At 38.7% G+C, this 19,588-nt stretch carries 16 protein-coding genes; 13 read left to right on the forward strand and 3 right to left on the reverse strand.

Going from position 1 to position 19,588, the window contains the following annotated elements; translation table 11 throughout:
- Window positions 1-27 precede the first annotated feature (27 nt).
- Complete coding sequence (locus tag AUO94_RS12830) at window positions 28-789, reverse strand: SGNH/GDSL hydrolase family protein (protein WP_058384586.1); 762 nt, start codon at window positions 787-789, stop codon at window positions 28-30.
- Between the two features lie 198 nt (window positions 790-987).
- Between AUO94_RS12830 and AUO94_RS12835 the strand changes: the two genes are divergently transcribed.
- Window positions 988-1,335, forward strand: a complete 348-nt coding sequence (locus AUO94_RS12835; protein WP_058384587.1) for a helix-turn-helix domain-containing protein — start codon at window positions 988-990, stop codon at window positions 1,333-1,335.
- Window positions 1,336-1,523: 188 nt separating this feature from the next.
- Window positions 1,524-2,717, forward strand: coding sequence for a cation:proton antiporter (locus tag AUO94_RS12840; RefSeq protein ID WP_058384588.1), 1,194 nt, complete (start codon window positions 1,524-1,526; stop codon window positions 2,715-2,717).
- Between the two features lie 51 nt (window positions 2,718-2,768).
- Here AUO94_RS12840 and AUO94_RS12845 read toward each other — a convergent pair whose 3' ends face one another.
- Window positions 2,769-5,003, reverse strand: coding sequence for a bifunctional diguanylate cyclase/phosphodiesterase (locus AUO94_RS12845; RefSeq protein ID WP_082707587.1), 2,235 nt, complete (start codon window positions 5,001-5,003; stop codon window positions 2,769-2,771).
- Between the two features lie 435 nt (window positions 5,004-5,438).
- Here AUO94_RS12845 and galU point away from each other — a divergent pair, with 435 nt between their 5' ends.
- The 8 genes from galU (at window position 5,439) to AUO94_RS12885 (ending at window position 13,895) form a co-directional block, all read left to right on the forward strand.
- Entirely contained in the window at window positions 5,439-6,320 is an 882-nt protein-coding gene (gene galU, locus AUO94_RS12850) for a UTP--glucose-1-phosphate uridylyltransferase GalU (protein WP_058384589.1), read from the forward strand.
- Between the two features lie 244 nt (window positions 6,321-6,564).
- Window positions 6,565-7,569, forward strand: a complete 1,005-nt coding sequence (locus tag AUO94_RS12855) for a peptidoglycan bridge formation glycyltransferase FemA/FemB family protein (RefSeq protein ID WP_058384590.1) — start codon at window positions 6,565-6,567, stop codon at window positions 7,567-7,569.
- Between the two features lie 195 nt (window positions 7,570-7,764).
- Window positions 7,765-8,238 (forward strand): VanZ family protein, encoded by a 474-nt coding sequence (locus AUO94_RS12860; RefSeq protein ID WP_058384591.1) that lies wholly within the window; start codon window positions 7,765-7,767, stop codon window positions 8,236-8,238.
- 193 nt (window positions 8,239-8,431) lie between these two features.
- A complete protein-coding gene (locus tag AUO94_RS12865) occupies window positions 8,432-8,665 on the forward strand; it encodes a hypothetical protein (RefSeq protein WP_058384592.1) in 234 nt (77 codons plus the stop codon).
- 134 nt (window positions 8,666-8,799) lie between these two features.
- On the forward strand, window positions 8,800-9,918 hold the full coding sequence (locus tag AUO94_RS12870) for a right-handed parallel beta-helix repeat-containing protein (protein WP_058384593.1): 1,119 nt from the start codon (window positions 8,800-8,802) through the stop codon (window positions 9,916-9,918).
- Between the two features lie 305 nt (window positions 9,919-10,223).
- The gene (galE, locus tag AUO94_RS12875; RefSeq protein WP_058384594.1) at window positions 10,224-11,189 is read left to right on the forward strand and encodes a UDP-glucose 4-epimerase GalE; all 966 of its coding nucleotides are present in this window, start codon (window positions 10,224-10,226) and stop codon (window positions 11,187-11,189) included.
- Between the two features lie 233 nt (window positions 11,190-11,422).
- Window positions 11,423-12,388 carry a glycosyltransferase family 2 protein gene (locus tag AUO94_RS12880; protein ID WP_058384595.1) on the forward strand — a complete coding sequence of 322 codons (966 nt, stop codon included), beginning with the start codon at window positions 11,423-11,425 and terminating at the stop codon, window positions 12,386-12,388.
- Window positions 12,389-12,428: 40 nt separating this feature from the next.
- Window positions 12,429-13,895 carry a lipopolysaccharide biosynthesis protein gene (locus tag AUO94_RS12885; protein WP_058384596.1) on the forward strand — a complete coding sequence of 489 codons (1,467 nt, stop codon included), beginning with the start codon at window positions 12,429-12,431 and terminating at the stop codon, window positions 13,893-13,895.
- A gap of 45 nt (window positions 13,896-13,940) precedes the next feature.
- On the opposite strand, the gene AUO94_RS12890 is transcribed toward AUO94_RS12885, so the two are convergent.
- The gene (locus tag AUO94_RS12890) at window positions 13,941-14,930 is read right to left on the reverse strand and encodes a GNAT family N-acetyltransferase (protein ID WP_058384597.1); all 990 of its coding nucleotides are present in this window, start codon (window positions 14,928-14,930) and stop codon (window positions 13,941-13,943) included.
- Between the two features lie 366 nt (window positions 14,931-15,296).
- Here AUO94_RS12890 and AUO94_RS12895 point away from each other — a divergent pair, with 366 nt between their 5' ends.
- The 3 genes from AUO94_RS12895 (at window position 15,297) to AUO94_RS12905 (ending at window position 19,585) form a co-directional block, all read left to right on the forward strand.
- Entirely contained in the window at window positions 15,297-16,421 is a 1,125-nt protein-coding gene (locus tag AUO94_RS12895) for a right-handed parallel beta-helix repeat-containing protein (protein WP_058384598.1), read from the forward strand.
- Window positions 16,422-16,615: 194 nt separating this feature from the next.
- Window positions 16,616-17,527, forward strand: coding sequence for a glycosyltransferase (locus AUO94_RS12900; protein WP_058384599.1), 912 nt, complete (start codon window positions 16,616-16,618; stop codon window positions 17,525-17,527).
- A 579-nt stretch (window positions 17,528-18,106) separates the two neighbouring features.
- Window positions 18,107-19,585, forward strand: a complete 1,479-nt coding sequence (locus AUO94_RS12905) for a lipopolysaccharide biosynthesis protein (protein ID WP_058384600.1) — start codon at window positions 18,107-18,109, stop codon at window positions 19,583-19,585.
- Window positions 19,586-19,588: the final 3 nt, after the last annotated feature.

A 19,588-nucleotide genomic window follows, 5' to 3' on the forward strand; every position in this document is an offset into this window, starting at 1 on the left:
GTTGAGACTCTTTTTTAGATGAATCATTTACTGGTTAATGAACGCTGTCGTCAAATAGTTTTTGAATTCACCAAACAAATAAGCTTGTCCTTTTGTGTTCGGGTACAACTTATTTTGTATCAAATCGGTTTGTGCGATTTTCTTCGTATGAACGTCATTTGACATCACTTGATAAAAATCAAATAAATAAACTTTGTCTTGTGAAGCGAGTTTACTGCTTGCTCGCATATAAGGCAGCATTTTTAAGTTGTCTTTAAAGGAAGTCGTAGGATTTGGTGTTCGAATTAGCACTTCCGTTTCACCATTCGCGATAATTTCTTCCACAATCAGTCGGTAATTTTTGGCGTATTCCTCAACAGGAATTTTCCAATCACCAAGTGCATCGTTTAGCCCAGCGGAAATAATGACCAAATCAGGAGCGTGAGTTAAAACGTCACTGGCGATTCGCTCTTTCATATGAGAAACGGTATTGGCGTTCATTCCTGCGTTGATGACGGTTATTTGCTCCGGGTATTTTTCATCCAACCATTCAGTCAACAGAGATACGTGATTGGGGTGGCCATCCGGCAATGAGTCAGCAGACGTCACGTAGTCACCTAAAAAGACAATCGTCACAGGATTCCCCGCAGCCAACTTTTCTGAAAAGCCAATAGGCTCTGCTTGTACTTTTTCTATTGTAGGAAGGAATGCCACTTCTTCTGATAGCTTGACGCTATTTAAATTTTTTTCTCCAGCTACAACAATAAAAATAAGAGCAATAATTAACAAATAGATTAATTTTTTTAGCATCTTAATACCTACCTTTCTTTTTTGAAATTAACTCTATTTTACCACAATTGTACATTAAATTAGTTGAAATTTCAGAATATTTATGAGTAATTTGTAGTCAAAACAGTTATGAAGCTGTTTTAGCAGTTTTAATGCAAGTGGAAAGGGGATAATAGACCGACAATATAACTCTTATCGCAACAATAGGGGGCGTTTTAAATGAAGCAAATTGGCGGTAAATTAAAGCAAATGAGAGAACAAAATCAATTGAGCGTGGAAGACTTGGCGAATGCAGCAGGATTTGCCAAAACCGTCATCTGGGGATATGAAAGTGGTAAAAAGCAAGTAAGCGTTGCTCATTTAGAAAGTCTAGCTGATTACTATAAAGTATCAGTAGATTTTTTACTAGAACGCAACCAAGCAGTTACTGAGCTCGACTTTCTAAAAGTGTTGGATTTAGAATCCATCAAGTTAGTAGTAGATGACCGACCGGTAAACGATGAAGAACTGACAGAAGTTGCTTCTTACTTGCAGATTAAACGCCGCTTGCAACAACAAGACTCGTAGACCGAAAAAACAGTCTGCAACATAAACGTTAATGGATTGTTCACTCAAAAGAAGCTATCTGTGAAAACACAGATAGCTTCTTTTGAGTGAACAAATACTGTATAGTTCCTGTGCTCGGCTAGTTTAAAAAGCTATGTTTCAGGGAAATCTTTGACTTATGGATGCTTTAAATTTTGGAGGAGATGGCAATGTCAGCTGCACTCGTAATCCTACTGTTAGGTATCGGTTATTTGGTATTTACAATTGATAAAAAACAAGAAAACTTTCCTGTACCGGTAGTGCTCGTATTAATTGGGATCGGCTTGTCATTTGTTCCTTATTTTAATCAAGTAGAAGTAACGGAAAATTTAATTTACGATGTCTTTTTACCCGGCTTATTGTTTGTATCGGCTTATCAATTTTCAACAAAAGCGCTACGAGAAAATGCTGGGATGATCGGTTTGTTGAGTACAGTTGGCCTCGGGCTGACAATTGTACTTGTGGGACTGACGATCTTTTGGATCGGCGGCTGGTTTTTCTCGATTTCACTGGCTGGTGCATTCGTAGTTGCAGCGATTTTAGCACCTACTGACCCCGCATCGGTCGTTTCCATTTTGAAAAAATCAGCGTCTGATAAAAGTATTGCGGATATTGTCGACGGTGAGTCAATGATTAACGATGGCACCAGTATTGTCTTATTCACTGTTTTGTCGAGTATGTATCTGCAATCACAATCGCTCGATATAATCACTGTTTTTGGTGATTTTCTTTACGTTTCACTGGGAGGAATCCTACTGGGAGTTGCTGTAGGCTGGGTGATGAGTAAAGCGGTTCACATTACGCATCATCGTGATTATCAAGTCATGCTTAGTATCGTGCTCGCTTATGGTGTGTTTCAATTGGCTGAGAGCTTCGGATTTTCAGGCGTATTAGCAACCGTTTTTGCCGGCATTATGTTATCTTGGGAATTTTCACATACGAATAAAGAAGATCATTACCGAGAAGCGCTTTCAGGCTTTTGGGAAGTGGTTGAACCATCGCTGTTGTCGCTGTTATTTTTACTAATTGGCATCGAAGCAACCAAATATTTATCATGGGATAATTGGCTACTGGCAATCCTCATCTTGTTTGTGAGCATTGCGATTCGATTTCTTGTTGTCGGTAGTACATTTAAGGTAGTAGCTGGCAAAAAACACAAATCCATTTGGAAAAAGTCTCTCGTCATTTCGTGGTCTGGCATCCGTGGTTCGATGTCTGTATTCTTACTCCTACAGTTGGAAACGCTAGCGACTGGGGAAGCGGCAGCAGAATTGATTTCGTTAGGGTTTTCAGTGGTCATCTTGTCCTTGATTATTCAGAGTCTTGGCATACATCCGTTATCAAAGCTGCTCGCTAGCAAATAAAATAGCGCATGCCAAGAAACTGAACTTCTGGCAGACGCTATTTTTAACGATTTATCTAGTTTTTACTTTCAAATACAATTCCTCTATTTTTTCAGGCAATAAAGGCTTTTGAAAATAATAGCCTTGAGCTTGATTGCATCGTCGAGCTTTTAAAAATGTTAGCTGTTCCAAAGTTTCCACGCCTTCAGCGATTACATTCAATCCTAGATTACGAGCCATTTGGATGATTGTGTCGACCAAAGCTGCATCTTTTGAATCAATGAGAATATTGCGTGTGAAATGTTGGTCAATTTTTAATGTATCAATCGGGAACAATTTTAAATAGCTTAAAGAAGAGTAGCCAGTACCAAAATCATCAATTGATAAATGAATGCCCATCGCTTTGAGTTGTTGCATTTTTGAAATGGCGGATGTAGCGCCTTGAATGATGCTTTCAGTTAATTCGAGTTCAAGAAATTCAGGTGCGAGTCCCGCATCGTCTAAAGCTAACGTGATGACTTCGGCAATATTCCCTTGTGAAAACTGCTTCGCTGAAATATTGACAGCTACGCGAAACGGCTCTACTCCTGCATCTTGCCAATCTTTTGTTTGTTGACAAGCAGTTCGAAGAACAAATTCACCGATACGCAGAATCATGCCACTTTCTTCTGCAATTGGAATAAATTCAGCAGGAGAAATGGTTCCAAGCTTCGCATGATGCCAGCGAACCAACGCTTCAACACCAATGATTTTTTCGGTTTCAAGATCAAATTGTGGCTGATAATGAACCGAAAATTCGTTCAGCTCTAAGCCTTTTCGGATACTCATAGCAATTTTTGATTTCCGAGCAATCAGTTCATTCATCTCAGAAGTAAAAAATTGAAAGTTGTTTTTGCCTTCTTCTTTCACGCGGTACATCGCAAGATCGGCATTTTTCACTAAAGTTTCAGCATCTGTGCTATCCGCTGGAAATAAACTAGCACCGATAGAAGGCGTAATAAAAACAGCTTCGTTGTTTAATTGGAAGGGGTTACTTAACATCTCTAAAATTTTCTGTGCGGTAGTTTGAGTTTTTTCATCGTCCGTGTTGGGCAGCAGTAAAACAAATTCATCACTGCCAATCCTCGCAAATGTATCATTTTTGTGGATACAGGATTTAATGCGATCGGCCACTTTCACTAACAGCTGATCCCCTAGTTGATGACCATACGTGTCGTTGACCATCTTGAAATGGTCTAAGTCAAGGTAAAGTACAGATAAAACCATCTTACTTTCTAGTGCTTGATTGATTGTCGAACGAAGGCGATCATTGAACAATCGGCGATTTGGCAAGCTCGTTAACGAATCCAGGTAGACCAGGTTGCTGATTTTCTCTTCGTTTGTTCTCCGGTCAGTGATGTCTCGAATAATCAGGCTGTAGTAGTTGCCTTTGGCTGTTTCCCAAGATCCTATGGATAATTCAACTGGAAACTGGCTGCCATCTTTTTTTGAGCCAATTAGCTCAAGCGTTTTTTGAGTGATTGATGCTTCGACGTATTGACTCGGATCCTGGCGTGCTTCAGGAAAAATTAAACGAACATCTTCGTAAACAATTTCCTTTTTGTTGTAGCCAAAAAGAGACTGTGCGCCTCCATTCCACTGGATGATTGTGCCTTTTGCATCTGTTACGACAATCCCATCTGTTGCGGATTCGATAATCGATTGAAATTGACGATTGTATTCATCAAGTAATGATTTTACTTTGTTGTCGCTGCGAATGCTCAGTACAGCAATCAGCAAAATTAATGCCATGCCAATCCCAACATTATAAGCAAGATAACTACTGTTCATTGAAGGAGCTGTTGTTACGTGATGAGTAGACGCTTCAAATCGTGCAGCTAACATGCCGATGTAATGCATGCCTGAAACACCGATCGTGATCAGCGCAGCGCTGGCTATTTTTGACCAAGAAAATCCGTGCCGGTCTCTCGAATAATGCAGTAAAAACATGGCTAATAGAGCAGCGACTAACGCGACCACTACTGACAATATCCACAGTACGGCATCATAGTAGACAATCGCCTGCGTTTGCATCGCGGCCATCCCAGTGTAATGCATGGCAACAATGCCGGTTGCAATTAAAACAGCACCAGCGATTACCTCGAATTTTTGGACGACGGGTTTACTGATAATGCTGAAAGCAAGTCCGCTTGCGAAAAGAGCCGGAAAGATTGAAATAACAACCAACGCTGTATTATAGGTTACTTCCATCGAGAGATGAAAAGCCAGCATACCGATAAAATGCATAGACCAAATGCCAAGTCCCATGACGAGAGCTCCGAACAAGATCCATTTTATTCGTGCTTTTCCAACGGTCTCGTGCAACATTCCGCTGATGTTCAAGGCGATAAAAGAAGAAACGAAAACGACAGCGACCGAAAGAAAGATTAATCGTGGATCGTAAGACAATGGTAAAACGTTCAAGTAATTTACACTTCCTTTATTTAGTAGAGAGTAAAAAGATAGAGTTATTTATAAAAAAATAGAAATTATTGAATGTAATTAAGGACGTATGACTTATTTATCTTAGCACAGCTATCAATAAAATTGATTTATTTTCAAAATTTATTAATAAAATATTTTCATGTTAAAAGCGATTCGTCGTGCTAAGGCTGAAACGGTTTTATAACAATAGCTTTATAATAGAGAACTGTTATTATTAAACAATAAAGGCTTAGAAAATAAGAATGAGAAGGTGAAAAGATGCAAGTTAAAAAAGCAATAATTCCAGCTGCTGGTCTTGGAACACGATTTCTTCCGGCAACTAAAGCAATGCCAAAAGAAATGCTACCTATCGTCGATAAGCCAACAATTCAGTACATAGTGGAAGAAGCAATTGCTTCTGGAATTGAAGACATTATCATTGTTACTGGTAAAGGAAAGCGTGCCATTGAAGATCATTTCGACCACGCCTTTGAATTGGAAGACACCTTATTAAAAAAAGGCAAGATTGACATGCTTGATTCGGTTCTAGAAACTTCCAATGTGGAAATCCATTACATTCGTCAAAAAGAACCACTTGGACTTGGTCATGCCATTTGGTCCGCGCGCCGCTTTATTGGCAATGAACCATTTGCCGTATTGCTAGGCGATGATATTGTAGAAAACGACGAGCCTTGTCTTGCTCAGTTGATGAAGCAAAACGAGTTGACTGGTAAAAGTGTCATCGGCGTTCAGCAAGTTCCAGAAGACGAAACGCATCGTTATGGCATTATTAATCCCGTTTCAATTGACGGAAAGCTAATTAAAGTTGATAACTTTGTGGAGAAGCCAGAAGCGGGAACTGCTCCATCCAATTATGCCATTATGGGCCGTTACATTTTGACACCTGAAATTTTCGATTTTTTAGGACAGCATCAGCTTGGTGCAGGCGGCGAAATTCAATTAACCGATGCTATCCAACAGCTCAACGAAGTACAGTCTGTCTATGCTTATGAATTTGAAGGACAGCGCTTTGATGTCGGTGAAAAATTTGGCTTTATTGAAACGACTATTGAATTTGCTTTAAAACGCCCTGAACTTAAAGATCGATTGTTAAAGCTTTTTGAGGAAAAGTTAAAACAGTCATACATTAGCGAGAAATAAGCAGAAGGCCATAAAAATCGTTTTATCCAATCGGGTGAAACGATTTTTATTTGTGTCTACTGATCAACGGTATCTTTGTATAAATAGCTTAAAAGGTGAATAATCTCAAAAATCTGATTTCTTTAGTGAATAAACAAAAAAACTGTGGTAGACTATTTGATGAAGAGTGGAAAATCTTAACAGCTAGCTTTTATGATCAATCTGTCAGTGTTTTTTAAATCCAGGTGAAGGAGGCATCTTTGAGGTGAATGATATTTACTTTGAACCAAATTATGGTCGACTCTATGAAAAAATTGAACAAGGAACGTGCGAGGTTTTTGAATTTCATCATGATTTAGGAACAGTCAATCACATGTTCATTAAAAGAGCTGTTCCAATAAGCATCAATGAAGAACCCTATTTTGATATTACGACACCTTATGGCTATGGTGGTCCTCGCATTACGAAATGTGAAGAAGTCCATAAGCGTGAGCTAGTTCAAGCTTTTCAGCTTGCTTTTAAAGCGTATTGTCAAAAAGAAAATATTGTTTGTGAGTTTGTACGTTTTCATCCTTTGTTTACGAATGCGCAAGATTTTGAAAGTTGCTATGACTTAACATTTCGCAGGTATACAACAGGAACCAACTTGAAAGATCACGACGATCCTGTCAAATCAGAATTTTCGAAGTCAAAGCAAAAAAGTATTCAAAAAGCTTTACAAGCAGGTGTAGAATACCGAGTAACAGTCAATCCTCCAGATTTAGAGGAATTTAAACGTCTTTACTATTCAACGATGAAAAGAAAAGACGCGGATGCTGTCTACTATTTCAATGATGCCTATTTCAGTAAATTGCTGGATACTTTAGGAGAACACATCGTTCTTGTAGAAGTATTGTACGAAGAAAAGGTTATTGCAGTTGGCTTAAACTTGATTCACGAAAAATTTATCCACATTCACTTATCTGGAACACTCAAAGAATACCAACACCTGTCTTCTGCTTTTATTATGCGATACGCGCTCGTTAAGTGGGGGAAAGAGAATGGCATGGAGCTGACTCACGAAGGTGGCGGTGTAACAGGAAACGCGGACGATCCTTTGTATCTATTCAAAAAGCAATTCGGTAAAAACACAGAATTCAAGTACTACATTAGCAATAAAATCTGGAATCAAAAAATTTACGATTTACTGTGCACAACAGCATGGGTGGACAAAGAATCAACATCCTTCCCAGCTTATCGCTCAAAAGTAACACAAGCAGTACATAAATAAACTGCTTCTACTAATTATTTACGCGTAAAACGAGAGGTCTGCTTTGGAGCAGACCTCTTTTTGGGTTGTCTAAAAGCTTCAGGGATTCAGAAAACGACTCTTCCTATCGATAGGGCTGGTTTTCGCTTTTTAAACTACCTGTTATAATAGACTTTATTGAATATGAACTAATTTCAACAGAAAAGGACTTATCATATGACTACTTATAAATTTTTTTCATGGATAGCAGCGTTGTTCTGGATGGCGGTTATTTTTTATCTGTCTCATCAACCAGGTTCTGCATCAAGTAATTTAAGTTCGGGCGTTGTAACGGCATTGTTAGACCTCATTAATCTAATAGCACCGCAAGTAGAATTAAATGTGGAAACATTTCATACCTTTATTCGAAAAAACGCTCACTTTTTCGCTTATTTTCTGTTGGGTCTGTTAAGTTTGAATGCCTGGAGAAGCAGTGGATTTACTGGACTCAAACAACTAATTCTTGGACTTGGCATGTGTATATTGTTCGCAACAACTGATGAGATCCATCAATTGTTTATTGAAGGACGAAGCGGAGAAGTTAGAGATGTCATGATTGATAGTGCTGGGGCAACTTTAGGCGTTTTAATCTATAGCTTGTTTGGGTATTTATGGGGTTCGATGAAAGAAAAGACGTTAAAAAGAAAGTAAAGATGTAAAAATGACAACTTTATGACTGGATTAGGTTCAAAAGTCATAGATAATTCCGATGCGCTAATAGATATGAGACTAGTAAATGTTGAAAATTTAGCGTAAGATAGTATCAATTAGCAATAATAATGGAAATTATAAGGAGTAATGCAATCATGTCAGCAATTAGTTTGCCAAAAGAGAGGTGGAGTCCATGTGGGCTTTACTAACAGGTGGTTTTGTATTCGTTACGGCCATCATTTTTTCGTTGGGAAAAGCAAGCTCAAAACGAGAAGATGCTAGCCATCGCCACCGCGAAGAACTATTGGCACGTAACAAAGACACTGTCGCAAAAGAAACGGTTGTCACTATTTTAGAACCACAACCAGCAGAACAACAAAAATCACATAGAGAAAACAAGACACGGCATCCTTCAGAGCAACTATGAGGCTGTCGTGTTTTTTAGTTCTTAATGACTAATTCTTATTTTTATTTGAATTTTCAGTTTTTTAATTGTTATTTCCAGTCAACTATCTGTATGATAAGAAGTGAAGACATTTTATGCTGTGAGAGGTGATTGGGTTGAACATAAGGAAAATTGGTTTTGTGCTGCTATTGCTTCTAGGCATCGCGGGGGTTAGTTATTTCTTTTTAATAATGGAAAAGCTGCCGCAAGAAGTTGAAGTTGAAAACGGAAGTGAAGGCAATCGTACAGCTTTAGACGAAGCAGTCGATAAAACAACAGAAATTCAAAAATCCATCGATGAAACACCAGCTGGAGGAACGTTGGAAATTCCACCGGGCGTTTACAAGCTTAGCAAAAACCCGGATTTGAAAGCGGTCACTGGATATGGTGACAGTTATTTTGCATTAAAAATTTCAAAGCCAATCACTATTGTAATGGAAGAAGTTATCTTCCAAACAGATACAGATGACGAATACGGTGTGTTTTGGGTGAATGAAACAGAAGATGTTCATTTAAAAGGTGGTTTTCTTATGGGAGAACGTTTACCAGAAGAAGGCTCTTTAACCTCTCATATCGCAATTTTGTTTTTGTATACGAACAATAGTTCAATTGAAGACACTTACATGAAAAATTATTCTCAAGGCGTGCATCTCAACCATTCAGATCATAATGTTGTTCGAAAAGTAACCTCCGAATTCAATTATGGATCAGGAATTATCAACTTTGACTCTGATCAAAATGTCATTGATTCATGCGTCGTGCGAAATTCGGGTGATGGCCATATCTCTCTTTATGGAGGTGGCAGTGACAACCGTGTAGTTAACTGCATGGTTACTGAAGATCGGCCAGGTTATGAGGATCAACAAGGAATTACTGTGGAAAGTGAAAAGGCTAGCACGATTGAAAACAATACAGTAAGCGGATTTTACTATGGCATTGATGTTAAAAATGCTTCAGAGTCAAACATCATCGAATCGAACATCGCCTTTAACAACGAATACAATATCGCTGTAAGAGGTGGAGATGGTGGTGAAAACTTAGAGTTGCCAAGCTACAATACACAGATTCTTAACAATATGGTTGTGGACCCGCGAGGTAAATCCTCCTATGGAATTTATGTTGGTGCAGGTGACGGCCATGTCGTGATTGGAAATACGTTAAATGTCGACAATCTCATCATTCCAGAAAAAGATTTAGAAGTTTATGAAAGCCAAAACTTTTTTGTAGAAGAATAAAATCAAACACGTTTCCTTTTAGAGCGGATAAAAGCTTGGGGAATCGTGTTTTTTACTGCCTGCTGTAAAGTGAGGTGCGGTCATGCACGTTCGGGGTGCGGTTTAGTCGAATGGAGGTGCGCTTCTAGCCGTTTGGGGTGCGGTTTAGTCGAATGGAGGTGCGCTTCTAGCCGTGCGAGGTGCGGCTTTACCCGTTTCAAGTGCGGTCAGTTCTCATCAATAAAATAAACGCTCTTACAAATTTTCTACAAATGATATAATTGACAATAAGACAATGTTAAACAGCTAAAGGAGGAAAATAATCTATGGCAATTTTAGTTTGTGGGGGCGCAGGATATATTGGCAGTCACACTGTTAAAGAGTTGGTAACTACATACGAGGTAGTCGTGCTCGATAATTTGACGACTGGCTTTGAAAGCTTAGTCGATGAGCGAGCAACTTTCGTCAAAGGTGATTTGGGCGATCCGGAAGTAGTAGACACAATCTTCAAAACGTATAGCATTGACGCAGTCTTTCATTTTGCGGCGAATAGCTTAGTGGGGGAATCAGTGGAAAATCCGCTAAAATACTACCGCAATAATGTCGGTGCCACTTTGGTGCTTTTGGAGAAAATGATTGAGTATAACGTCAACCGCTTTATCTTTTCATCAACAGCGGCGACTTATGGCATACCTAATTCAGAACTGATTACCGAAGAAACCGCCACCAATCCGATCAATCCCTATGGACGCTCAAAACTGATGATTGAGCAAATTTTGGCTGATATGGCTCGCGTTCACGATTTTCAATATGTCGTGCTGCGTTATTTTAATGCTGCAGGTGCGCATCATTCGGGAGAAATCGGTGAGAGCCATGATCCGGAATCGCATTTGATTCCAATTGTGCTTCAGCATCTTCTTGGAGAGCGTGAGCAAATTTCAGTGTTTGGTACGGATTATGAAACAAGCGATGGCACATGTGTCCGTGACTATATTCATGTAACTGATTTAGCGCGTGCGCATATTCTTTCTTACGAAGGAATGACCGGTGGGAAAATCGCGAATCAAACCTATAATCTGGGTAACGGTGCAGGTTACTCGGTCAATGAAATTATCGAAACGTGTCAACAAATTTCAGGCAAGCAAGCAACGATTAACTATGCGCCGAGACGTGCAGGAGATCCAGCAGCTTTAGTTGCCTCATCCGATAAAATTAGCAAAGAATTAGGATGGCAACCAACATTCGATTTGACTGCTATTATATCGAGCGCGTGGGCATGGCATTCGAAATAACAAAACCCCTTTGAGCATAGATTGCTCAAAGGGGTTTTAAAAATGTTACAAAGCTATTTTATTTCTGAAAAGTTAGAATTTTTTGTATTTATTTTTTCATTGTATGCTAAAATGAAAAAGATACTAAGCTAGGAGTATAAAGCGATGATTTGAGCTGTCATCTCTGCTCGGTATTTCTAAAAAAACCTGTTAAACTCGTAATCTATCTTACTCAAAATTGAGGAGTGAAGCGCATGACAACTACCCCGCTAGTCAGCATTGTCTGCACGAGCTACAATCACGGAGATTATCTAGCTGACGCGATTGATAGCTTTCTTATGCAAGAAACAACATTTGATGTGGAAATCTTGATTTATGACGATGCTTCAACTGATCATAGTCCTCACGTAATCAAACAATACGAAAATAAGTATCCCTCTTTAATTAACCCAATCTACCAAACCCACAATCAATATTCAAAAGGAGTCCGAGTTGAACTTTTTAATCACAACCGGGCCAAAGGAAAATACATCGCTGTTTGTGAAGGTGACGATTATTGGACAGATCCCTACAAATTGCAAAAACAAGTTGACTATATGGAGGCTCATCCTTCTTGTAGTATGACGGTGCATGCGGCAGACCGTGTGCTTTCAGACAAGAAGAAAGTTCTATCTACGGTAAGACCGGCGCATGGAAATGCCGTTTTTTCCATGGAACGCGTAATAGAGGGAGACGGCGACTTGATTGCGACAAACTCCATGGTCTATTCCAAAGAAAAAATAGCTGTACTTGCCCCGTTTTACTTGAATGCAGTAGTAGGAGATTACCCGTTGGTTATTTTAGCCGCGCTTCATGGAACGGTAGATTATTTGGATGACAATATGTCGTCTTATCGAGTAGGAGTGAAGGGCTCATGGACAGAACGGGAGTTAGCAACCAGCACAAAGCGGATCAACCATTATCATCATATGGAAGAAATGTTCGACGAGATTAACGAATACACCCATTTTATGTATAACGATGCATTGACTAAGGCGAAAAATCGCTATCAGTTTTTACGTTTACTGGATCAGGGGAAATTTAAAGAAATAAAGCAGGGGGACCACCGAAAAATTTACTTAGAGCTCAGTATGAAAAAACGAATAGTTTTGGAGATGAAACGGTATTTTCCAACCATCACAAATACGCTCCGAAAAGTAAAGTGGAAAATGATTCGATAAGGATAAGGGCAAGGCGAACAGAAGAATAGGAGATCGGTAAATGGAACCACAATCGTCAATGAAAAAAAAGACAATCGGCGGTCTGCTGTGGAGTTTCGGGGATTTAGTCGGCAATCAAGGCATTCAGTTTCTTATTCAAATCATTTTGGCACGCATGCTGTTGCCTGAACATTTTGGGTTAATAGGCATGATACTGGTGTTTATTGCATTGTCGAATTCCTTAGTCGACAGTGGATTTACGCAAGCCTTAATACGAGAACGAAACGCGAGTCAAACGGATTATTCAACGGTTTTTTACTTTAACTTTTTGATTGCTGTCCTGATTTACTGGGTTCTCTACGCGGCAGCACCAAGTATTGGTCGCTTTTTTGATGAGCCACAACTCGTACAGCTTGTTCGCGTATTGTCTATCGGTATTATGATCAACTCATTTGCCGTTATACCCAAAGCGATGTTCGCTAAAGAAGTGAATTTCAAGGTCCAAGCAAAAATTAATTTGAGTTCCAGTATTCTATCGGGACTTATCGCGGTTGGACTAGCGATGGCAGGATATGGCGTTTGGAGTTTGGTGCTACGGCAATTGTCGATGAACACCATTCAATCCCTGTTGTTTACGCTATCGAAAAAGTGGATGCCGTCATTCGTGTTTAGCGTCACCTCGTTCAAGCGATTATTCGGTTTTGGCTGGAAGCTTCTCGTCTCAGGTTTGATCGATACTTTCTATACCAATGTTTATTTCTTGATTATCGGCAAGCAATATTCCACTGCACAATTAGGGTACTATACAAATGCATCTCGTTTTAGTGAAATTGTTTCACAAAATTTAGCTGCTACTATTCTACGGGTGACTTATCCAGTGCTTAGTCGCATTCAAGATGATAATGAACGCTTAAAACAGTCTTATAAAAACATCACGAAGCTCGCAGCTTTTCTTATCTTTCCGATAATGGTAGGTATGGCAGCTGTGGGTGAGCCGCTAGTACTTCTCGTGTTTGGTGAAAAATGGCTTCCGATGATCACTTACTTCCAATTGTTATCCATCGCGGGAATGCTTTACCCAATTTTAGCTCTCGATCTGAGCATTTTCCAAGTAAAAGGCCGATCTGATTTGTATCTTCTTTTGGAAATAATCAATAAAACGTCGTTGACCGTGCTACTGGCAGTTGCTATTGTCCTGGACTTAGGAGTTATTGGATTGATCGTAGCCGCGATCTTAAATACGTACCTTGAATTTTTCGTTAACTGTCATTTCTCTAAAAAAGAAGTGGCCTATCCAGCGAAAGAAAAAGTGCGTGACTTACTTCCAACGTACTTGCTGTCTCTAGGAATGGGCGGTGTCGTATGGACACTTGGCGAAATGTTGGAAATGCCAGTTTTTTTCCAACTGACAATCCAGGTTACGGCTGGAATAGTCGTTTACGTGACGGCCTGTTGGATTGCAAACGTCGGGGAACTGAAGACGGTCTATAAACTAATCATGTCTATTCCTTCATTAAAAAACCGGTAAGCAAGATTAGCTGCTTACCGGTTTTTGGGACTTCTTCATTTATGTTTATGGCCATCGATAGGCTGGGAAAAGTTCGCTTTCAATATTGGCATCTGTTTCTTTTAGTAATTGCTGGTAAACTTGTTGGTCCCATATTTTATTGCCAACATAGTAGTCGAATTCCGTATTCTTCCCAAATTTCTTTTTGAATAAATACAGCGTGTCATCGGGACCAGGATTAACACCGCCACCTGAATGAATATATTCCACGCCTTGTTCTTTAGCCCATAACACAATGGCGTAGGTCATGACGTAAACAGGTGACAGGTGATTAAAGTCGCCGTCAACGGTGCCAGAAAGATGAGTATGGATGACATTGCCAGAATGGAAATGGAGCTCTGCACCAATCACTTGGGAATCGAAAATGGCCTCAACTAATAGTAGCTGATCACCAAAATTATCAAGAATTTTTGAAAAGTATTCACGATCAAACAAGTAGAAATCGGCGGCACCAACGCGTTTCATTGTGGCGAGATAAATATCTTGAAATTGATCTAAGTTAGATGGATTCAATGTAATTCGATAAGTCACACCGTCTCTTAATGCTTTTCGAATTCTCTTGCGTGTTGAGCCTGAAAATTCTTCCTGTACAGGATCTTCAAACCCTTTTAACGTGACGCCTGTAGTATGGCGCCTGAAAAGAACCGTATAACAGGACTTGAAATCTTCAGCATTGCCGGCAATTGGATGAAAGCGAACAAACTCACTGACGATATTGTGTCTTTGACAATAATCTTGAAAAGCTTGAGAAAATTGCGTAATCAGTTCATCCTTACGAGTTTTGTCCGCTAATTCGGTAATGATAGGACCTCCGTAGCCATAAGGCGTCAGTAGGTCAAAATAAGGACCACCTTCTAGTGAGACCGGAATTTCTCTTTTGATAAATTGGTGATAGACCGATCCTAGAGGATGTTCGAATTCGAAAACTTCGCAAATTCCTCCTTCCATCTTTTCATAAAGTTCAATATAATCTTTTGTCAAAAATAAATCCCTCAAAATAAAACCTCATTTCTTCAAATTGGTTAGGATACATTTTAACCTTCATCTTCTCTATTCTAAGTTCAGTCATGTAGAATCCATTCTCTTGCTAGATATAACTAAATTTTCAATTAAATTAAACTCTCTATCGATTATAGCTGATATTATAGGTAAATGCGAGGGGGTAAATCATTTGTTTGTCCAACAAACTACATAAAAATTTTAAATACAGTACAAAATGAAGGAGGAAATGGTTATTTTTTAAAGAAAATAGTATTCAGAAAAATGTGCATTTAAAGAAAAATTAGCTTATACTAGCATTAAACAGTGTGTAACAATGCTATACCCTTTCGATGTAGTGGGGAGGTGGAAGGAGAAATGTTGATGACCTACAAGAAGATTTTTCGTAGGCTTCTTTGTGTACTAGGAATTTGTGGGATGGTTGCTGTATTTATTATGGGACAAAGCTCTTTCTTACCTGAAGAAAAAATTGATGCAAAAATACAGTTTGGAGCAGAAGGTGATGGTGTGACGGATGACACGAAAGCAATACAGCGAGCTATTGATGAAACGCCAATAGGTGGGACGATGCATATTCCACCGGGGATTTATAAATTGACCAAAAATCCTAATTTAAAAGCCAGTACAGGATACGGAGATAGTTTTTTTGCCTTGAAAATTTCCAAGCCGATTACGATTGTGATGGATCAAGCGATTTTCAAGACGGAATCAGCAGGGCAATATGGTGTTTTTTGGATTATGGCTACTGCGGATGTCCATTTAAAGGGTGGTTTTTTGATGGGGGATAAACTACCGGATGGATCATTAACTTCCAATATTGCCATCCTGCTTCAAGACAGCCAAGAAAGTTCAATTGAAAACGTCTATACCAAAAATTATTCTCAAGGCATTCACTTGCACCACGCCAATAACAATATTGTTCGAAATGTGACGAGTGAATCCAATTATGGTTCCGGTATTATTAATTTTGCATCAGATTACAACACAATCGAGTCCTGCGTCGTTAGAAACTCTGGAGATGGCCACCTTTCGTTATTTGGGGGAGGTAAGAAAAACCTGGTGACAGGCTGCGTAGTGACAGAAAATCGCCCAGGCTATACCGATCAACAAGGCATTACGGTAGAAAGTGAAAAAGGCAGTAAAGTTGAAAAAAATATGGTTAGCGGTTTTTATTATGGTATTGATGTCAAAAATGGAGCAGAGTCGAATGTCATTAAAGGAAATTTAGTCTACAACAATGAATACAATATCGCTGTCAGGCCGGGTGACGGAGGTGCTAATTTGATGACGCCGAGTCATCATATTAGCATTCTTCATAATCTGGCAATCAATCCGAGAAAAAGCTCGGAGCGTGGAATTTATATCAATGTTGGAAACGGACATATCGTGCAAGGCAATACGGTTGAAAAAAACAACCTGATTCTGCGCGATGAGAGCTTAAGAGTAAAATACCAGCAAGAGAATTTCATTGTCATTGACAAACAGTAGTTGGCAGCTTGGATAATTGTAAATTTTTTGTTTATTTTTCAGAATAATCAATTTACATTTAGTTTCTGTGATAAGATATAAACTGTGTAAATGAATTGGTAAAATTTTGTTCAGCTGAATCTGACAGTGGAGAGTTGGACGAATTCATTATAGCTGCTGACAAAATATGCTTAACTGGGAAGGGGCTGTAATTTATGACAAATGAGATAATGGTGAGTATTGAATGCAACAGTTACAATCATGAAGCTTTTATAGCGGAAGCATTGGACAGTATATTGATGCAGAAAACAAATTTCGCTTTTGAAATTTTAATTCATGATGATGCGTCTACTGACCGAACAGCTGATATCATCAGAAAATATGAACGGCAGTATCCAGATATTATTAAACCAATCTATCAGACCGAAAATCAGTATTCCCAGGGTATTCCTTTTGAGTTACTTGCTAACGAACGTGCATTAGGGAAGTATATGGCGGTTTGTGAAGGAGATGACTACTGGACCGATCCAGAGAAACTGCAAATACAAGTGGATTATATGGAAAGGCATCCTGAGTGCAGCATGTGCGTACATGCTGCAGAAAAGGTCTCTGCCGTAACTAAAAAAACGATTGCTGCGGTTCGGCCAAGTTATAAGAACAAAGTCTATTCGGTAGAAGAAGTGATTGAAGGAGGAGGAGAACTGTTCGCCACCAATTCAATCCTCTATTCTCGTAGTAGAATTTCCGAGATGCCTGAGTATTACCTAAACGCCACAATCGGTGACTATCCACTGGTTATCTGTGGGGCATTAAACGGGACGGTTTATTACATGGACCGGAATATGGCTGCATACCGAGTAGAAGTCAAAGGCTCTTGGACGGATACACAACTCTGTGGCATCTCTGCAAAGAAAAAACATCTTCAAGATGTTGAAAACCTACTCGATGAAGTGAATAGCTATACTCATTTTAAATACGATAAAGTCATCAATCGAACAAAACGTCGGGATCGTTTTTATGTGCTGTTAAAACAGCTAAAAATAAAAGAAACATTGAAGGCAGGTTATAGACAATTTTACGTAAAACCTGAATTTTTCAGAAGAATCTTTAAAAAAATCACAATTTGAAGTACTTGTTAGCTAAAAAAGCTTGCTTACTAACGAAAAACAAAAAGGAATTGGTTGTTTTATAACCAATTCCTTTTTGTTTTGATTTTTAATTAGCAAAATAGACCTATAACGAGTCTAAAAAAATAAATTCGATGAAAATAACAAGAAACAGGAAGGATATACCAGAAAAAAACTGAATTTTACGCGTGAAATTCATCAAAAAAAGAATGTATTTTCATTTTGTCAAAATAAAGTGGAATAATTTGCTTAATTAAAATAAAAAATAATCTAAATTATCTGTTATTTATGACATGTAGTGTGATAGAATGAAAATTAAGAATTAGAATTAAGCACAAAGTAGTGTATCTGAAATGGAGGATTAATAATTTAGAGGTTAACTAGATTTAATTTACCTATAATTAATTGAAAAATAAAATCTGGTCTCAAAAATCTGAGTATTAAGTTTTCTGGTCAAAGCGTTTTAAGTAAAGTTTTTTTCTTAGTGTCTCGAACATCAATAATAATAGATGAGTACTATTAATTCGACCAAGTTACCAATAGGTTTGAGTAAATAGTTTTTCAGATAGGAGCCAGCAGATGAAACAGGAAAATTCATTGAAAAAAAAGACAATCAGTGGACTGCTGTGGAGCTTCGGAGACTTGATGGGAAATCAGGGCATTCAGTTTATCATTCAAATTATCTTGGCACGTTTACTCATGCCGGAGGATTTTGGGATTATTGGAATGATTTTAGTCTTTGTTGCGTTATCAAATTCACTTGTAGACAGCGGATTTACACAAGCGTTAATCCGTGATCAAAAAGCCGATCAAACCGATTATTCGACGGTATTCTATTTTAATCTAGGTGTATCCGTCGTCATTTATGCTGCATTATTCTTTTCTGCTCCATTAATTAGCGGTTTTTTTGAAGTCTCACAACTAACATCCATTATTAAAGTATTGGCGCTAGGCGTCATCATTAATGCATTTTCAATTATTCCCCGGGCAATGTTTACAAAAGAAGTGAACTTCAAAGTGCAGGCAAAAGTCAATATGGCTGCCAGTATTCTATCAGGCGTAGTTGCAGTTGCAATGGCAATGACAGGATATGGTGTCTGGAGTTTAGTCATGCGCATGCTCTTGATGAATTTAATTCAAGCGCTACTTCTCGTTTTTTCTAGAAAGTGGCTGCCTTCGTTAACGTTTAGCATGACATCATTCCGAAAGTTATTCGGATTTGGTTGGAAACTTCTTGTTTCTGGATTAATCGACACGGCTTACAACAATGTGTACTACATGATTATTGGTAAACAATATTCAGCCGGTGCTCTCGGGTATTACACCAATGCTGCAAAATTTAGCGATGTCGCGACACAGTCGTTAACGGCGACAATTCAACGTGTGACATACCCGGTGTTAAGTGGTATTCAAGATCAAGAAGAGCGATTAAAACAAAGTTTTAAGAAGGTTATTAAGCTTTCAGGATTTTTAATTTTTCCACTCATGGTAGGTGTTGCAGCTGTTGCAGAGCCACTCATTCTTTTAATATTCGGTGCCAAATGGATAGATATGGTTCCTTATTTTCAGCTTCTAGCCATTGCCGGTATGCTTTACCCGATTCATGCCTTAAATTTAAATATTTTACAAGTAAAAGGACGCTCGGATTTATTTTTATACTTAGAAATTATTAAAACGATTGTTCCAACACTGTTGATTGTTACCGTTATTTGGATGGACTTAGGTCTCACGGCATTAGTAGCAACGGTTGTATTAGATTCGTTTATATCACTATTTATTAATGTTTATTTTTCGGGACGTGAAATCTCTTACAGTACGAAAGAACAATTCCTGGATTTGTTACCGATTTTTACGATTTCAGTTGTTATGGGATCTGTTGTATACGGGATTGGCAATCTCTTGCCGTTTACAGAACTTTTAACGCTCACCATACAAATTGGAATAGGAGTGGTTCTGTACATTACGATGTGCAAATTGTTTAACATCAAAGAATTCGATACGGTCTACAAGTTACTGGTACCGGTCATAAAAAAGATAAAACCCGCTAAGACGGGATAATTT

The organism is Planococcus kocurii, from assembly GCF_001465835.2.
Lineage (GTDB): Bacteria > Bacillota > Bacilli > Bacillales_A > Planococcaceae > Planococcus > Planococcus kocurii.

What these genes read in the sequence shown, in the direction of transcription:
- galE (WP_058384594.1), top strand. Translation starts at nt 10,224, where the DNA reads ATGGCAATTTTAGTTTGTGGGGGCGCAGGATATATTGGCAGTCACACT.
- AUO94_RS12860 (WP_058384591.1), top strand. Translation starts at nt 7,765, where the DNA reads ATGACTACTTATAAATTTTTTTCATGGATAGCAGCGTTGTTCTGGATG.
- AUO94_RS12835 (WP_058384587.1), top strand. Translation starts at nt 988, where the DNA reads ATGAAGCAAATTGGCGGTAAATTAAAGCAAATGAGAGAACAAAATCAA.
- AUO94_RS12905 (WP_058384600.1), top strand. Translation starts at nt 18,107, where the DNA reads ATGAAACAGGAAAATTCATTGAAAAAAAAGACAATCAGTGGACTGCTG.
- AUO94_RS12865 (WP_058384592.1), top strand. Translation starts at nt 8,432, where the DNA reads ATGTGGGCTTTACTAACAGGTGGTTTTGTATTCGTTACGGCCATCATT.
- AUO94_RS12845 (WP_082707587.1), bottom strand. Translation starts at nt 5,003, where the DNA reads ATGGGACTTGGCATTTGGTCTATGCATTTTATCGGTATGCTGGCTTTT.
- AUO94_RS12840 (WP_058384588.1), top strand. Translation starts at nt 1,524, where the DNA reads ATGTCAGCTGCACTCGTAATCCTACTGTTAGGTATCGGTTATTTGGTA.
- AUO94_RS12900 (WP_058384599.1), top strand. Translation starts at nt 16,616, where the DNA reads ATGACAAATGAGATAATGGTGAGTATTGAATGCAACAGTTACAATCAT.
- AUO94_RS12885 (WP_058384596.1), top strand. Translation starts at nt 12,429, where the DNA reads ATGGAACCACAATCGTCAATGAAAAAAAAGACAATCGGCGGTCTGCTG.
- AUO94_RS12880 (WP_058384595.1), top strand. Translation starts at nt 11,423, where the DNA reads ATGACAACTACCCCGCTAGTCAGCATTGTCTGCACGAGCTACAATCAC.
- AUO94_RS12895 (WP_058384598.1), top strand. Translation starts at nt 15,297, where the DNA reads ATGACCTACAAGAAGATTTTTCGTAGGCTTCTTTGTGTACTAGGAATT.
- galU (WP_058384589.1), top strand. Translation starts at nt 5,439, where the DNA reads ATGCAAGTTAAAAAAGCAATAATTCCAGCTGCTGGTCTTGGAACACGA.
- AUO94_RS12830 (WP_058384586.1), bottom strand. Translation starts at nt 789, where the DNA reads ATGCTAAAAAAATTAATCTATTTGTTAATTATTGCTCTTATTTTTATT.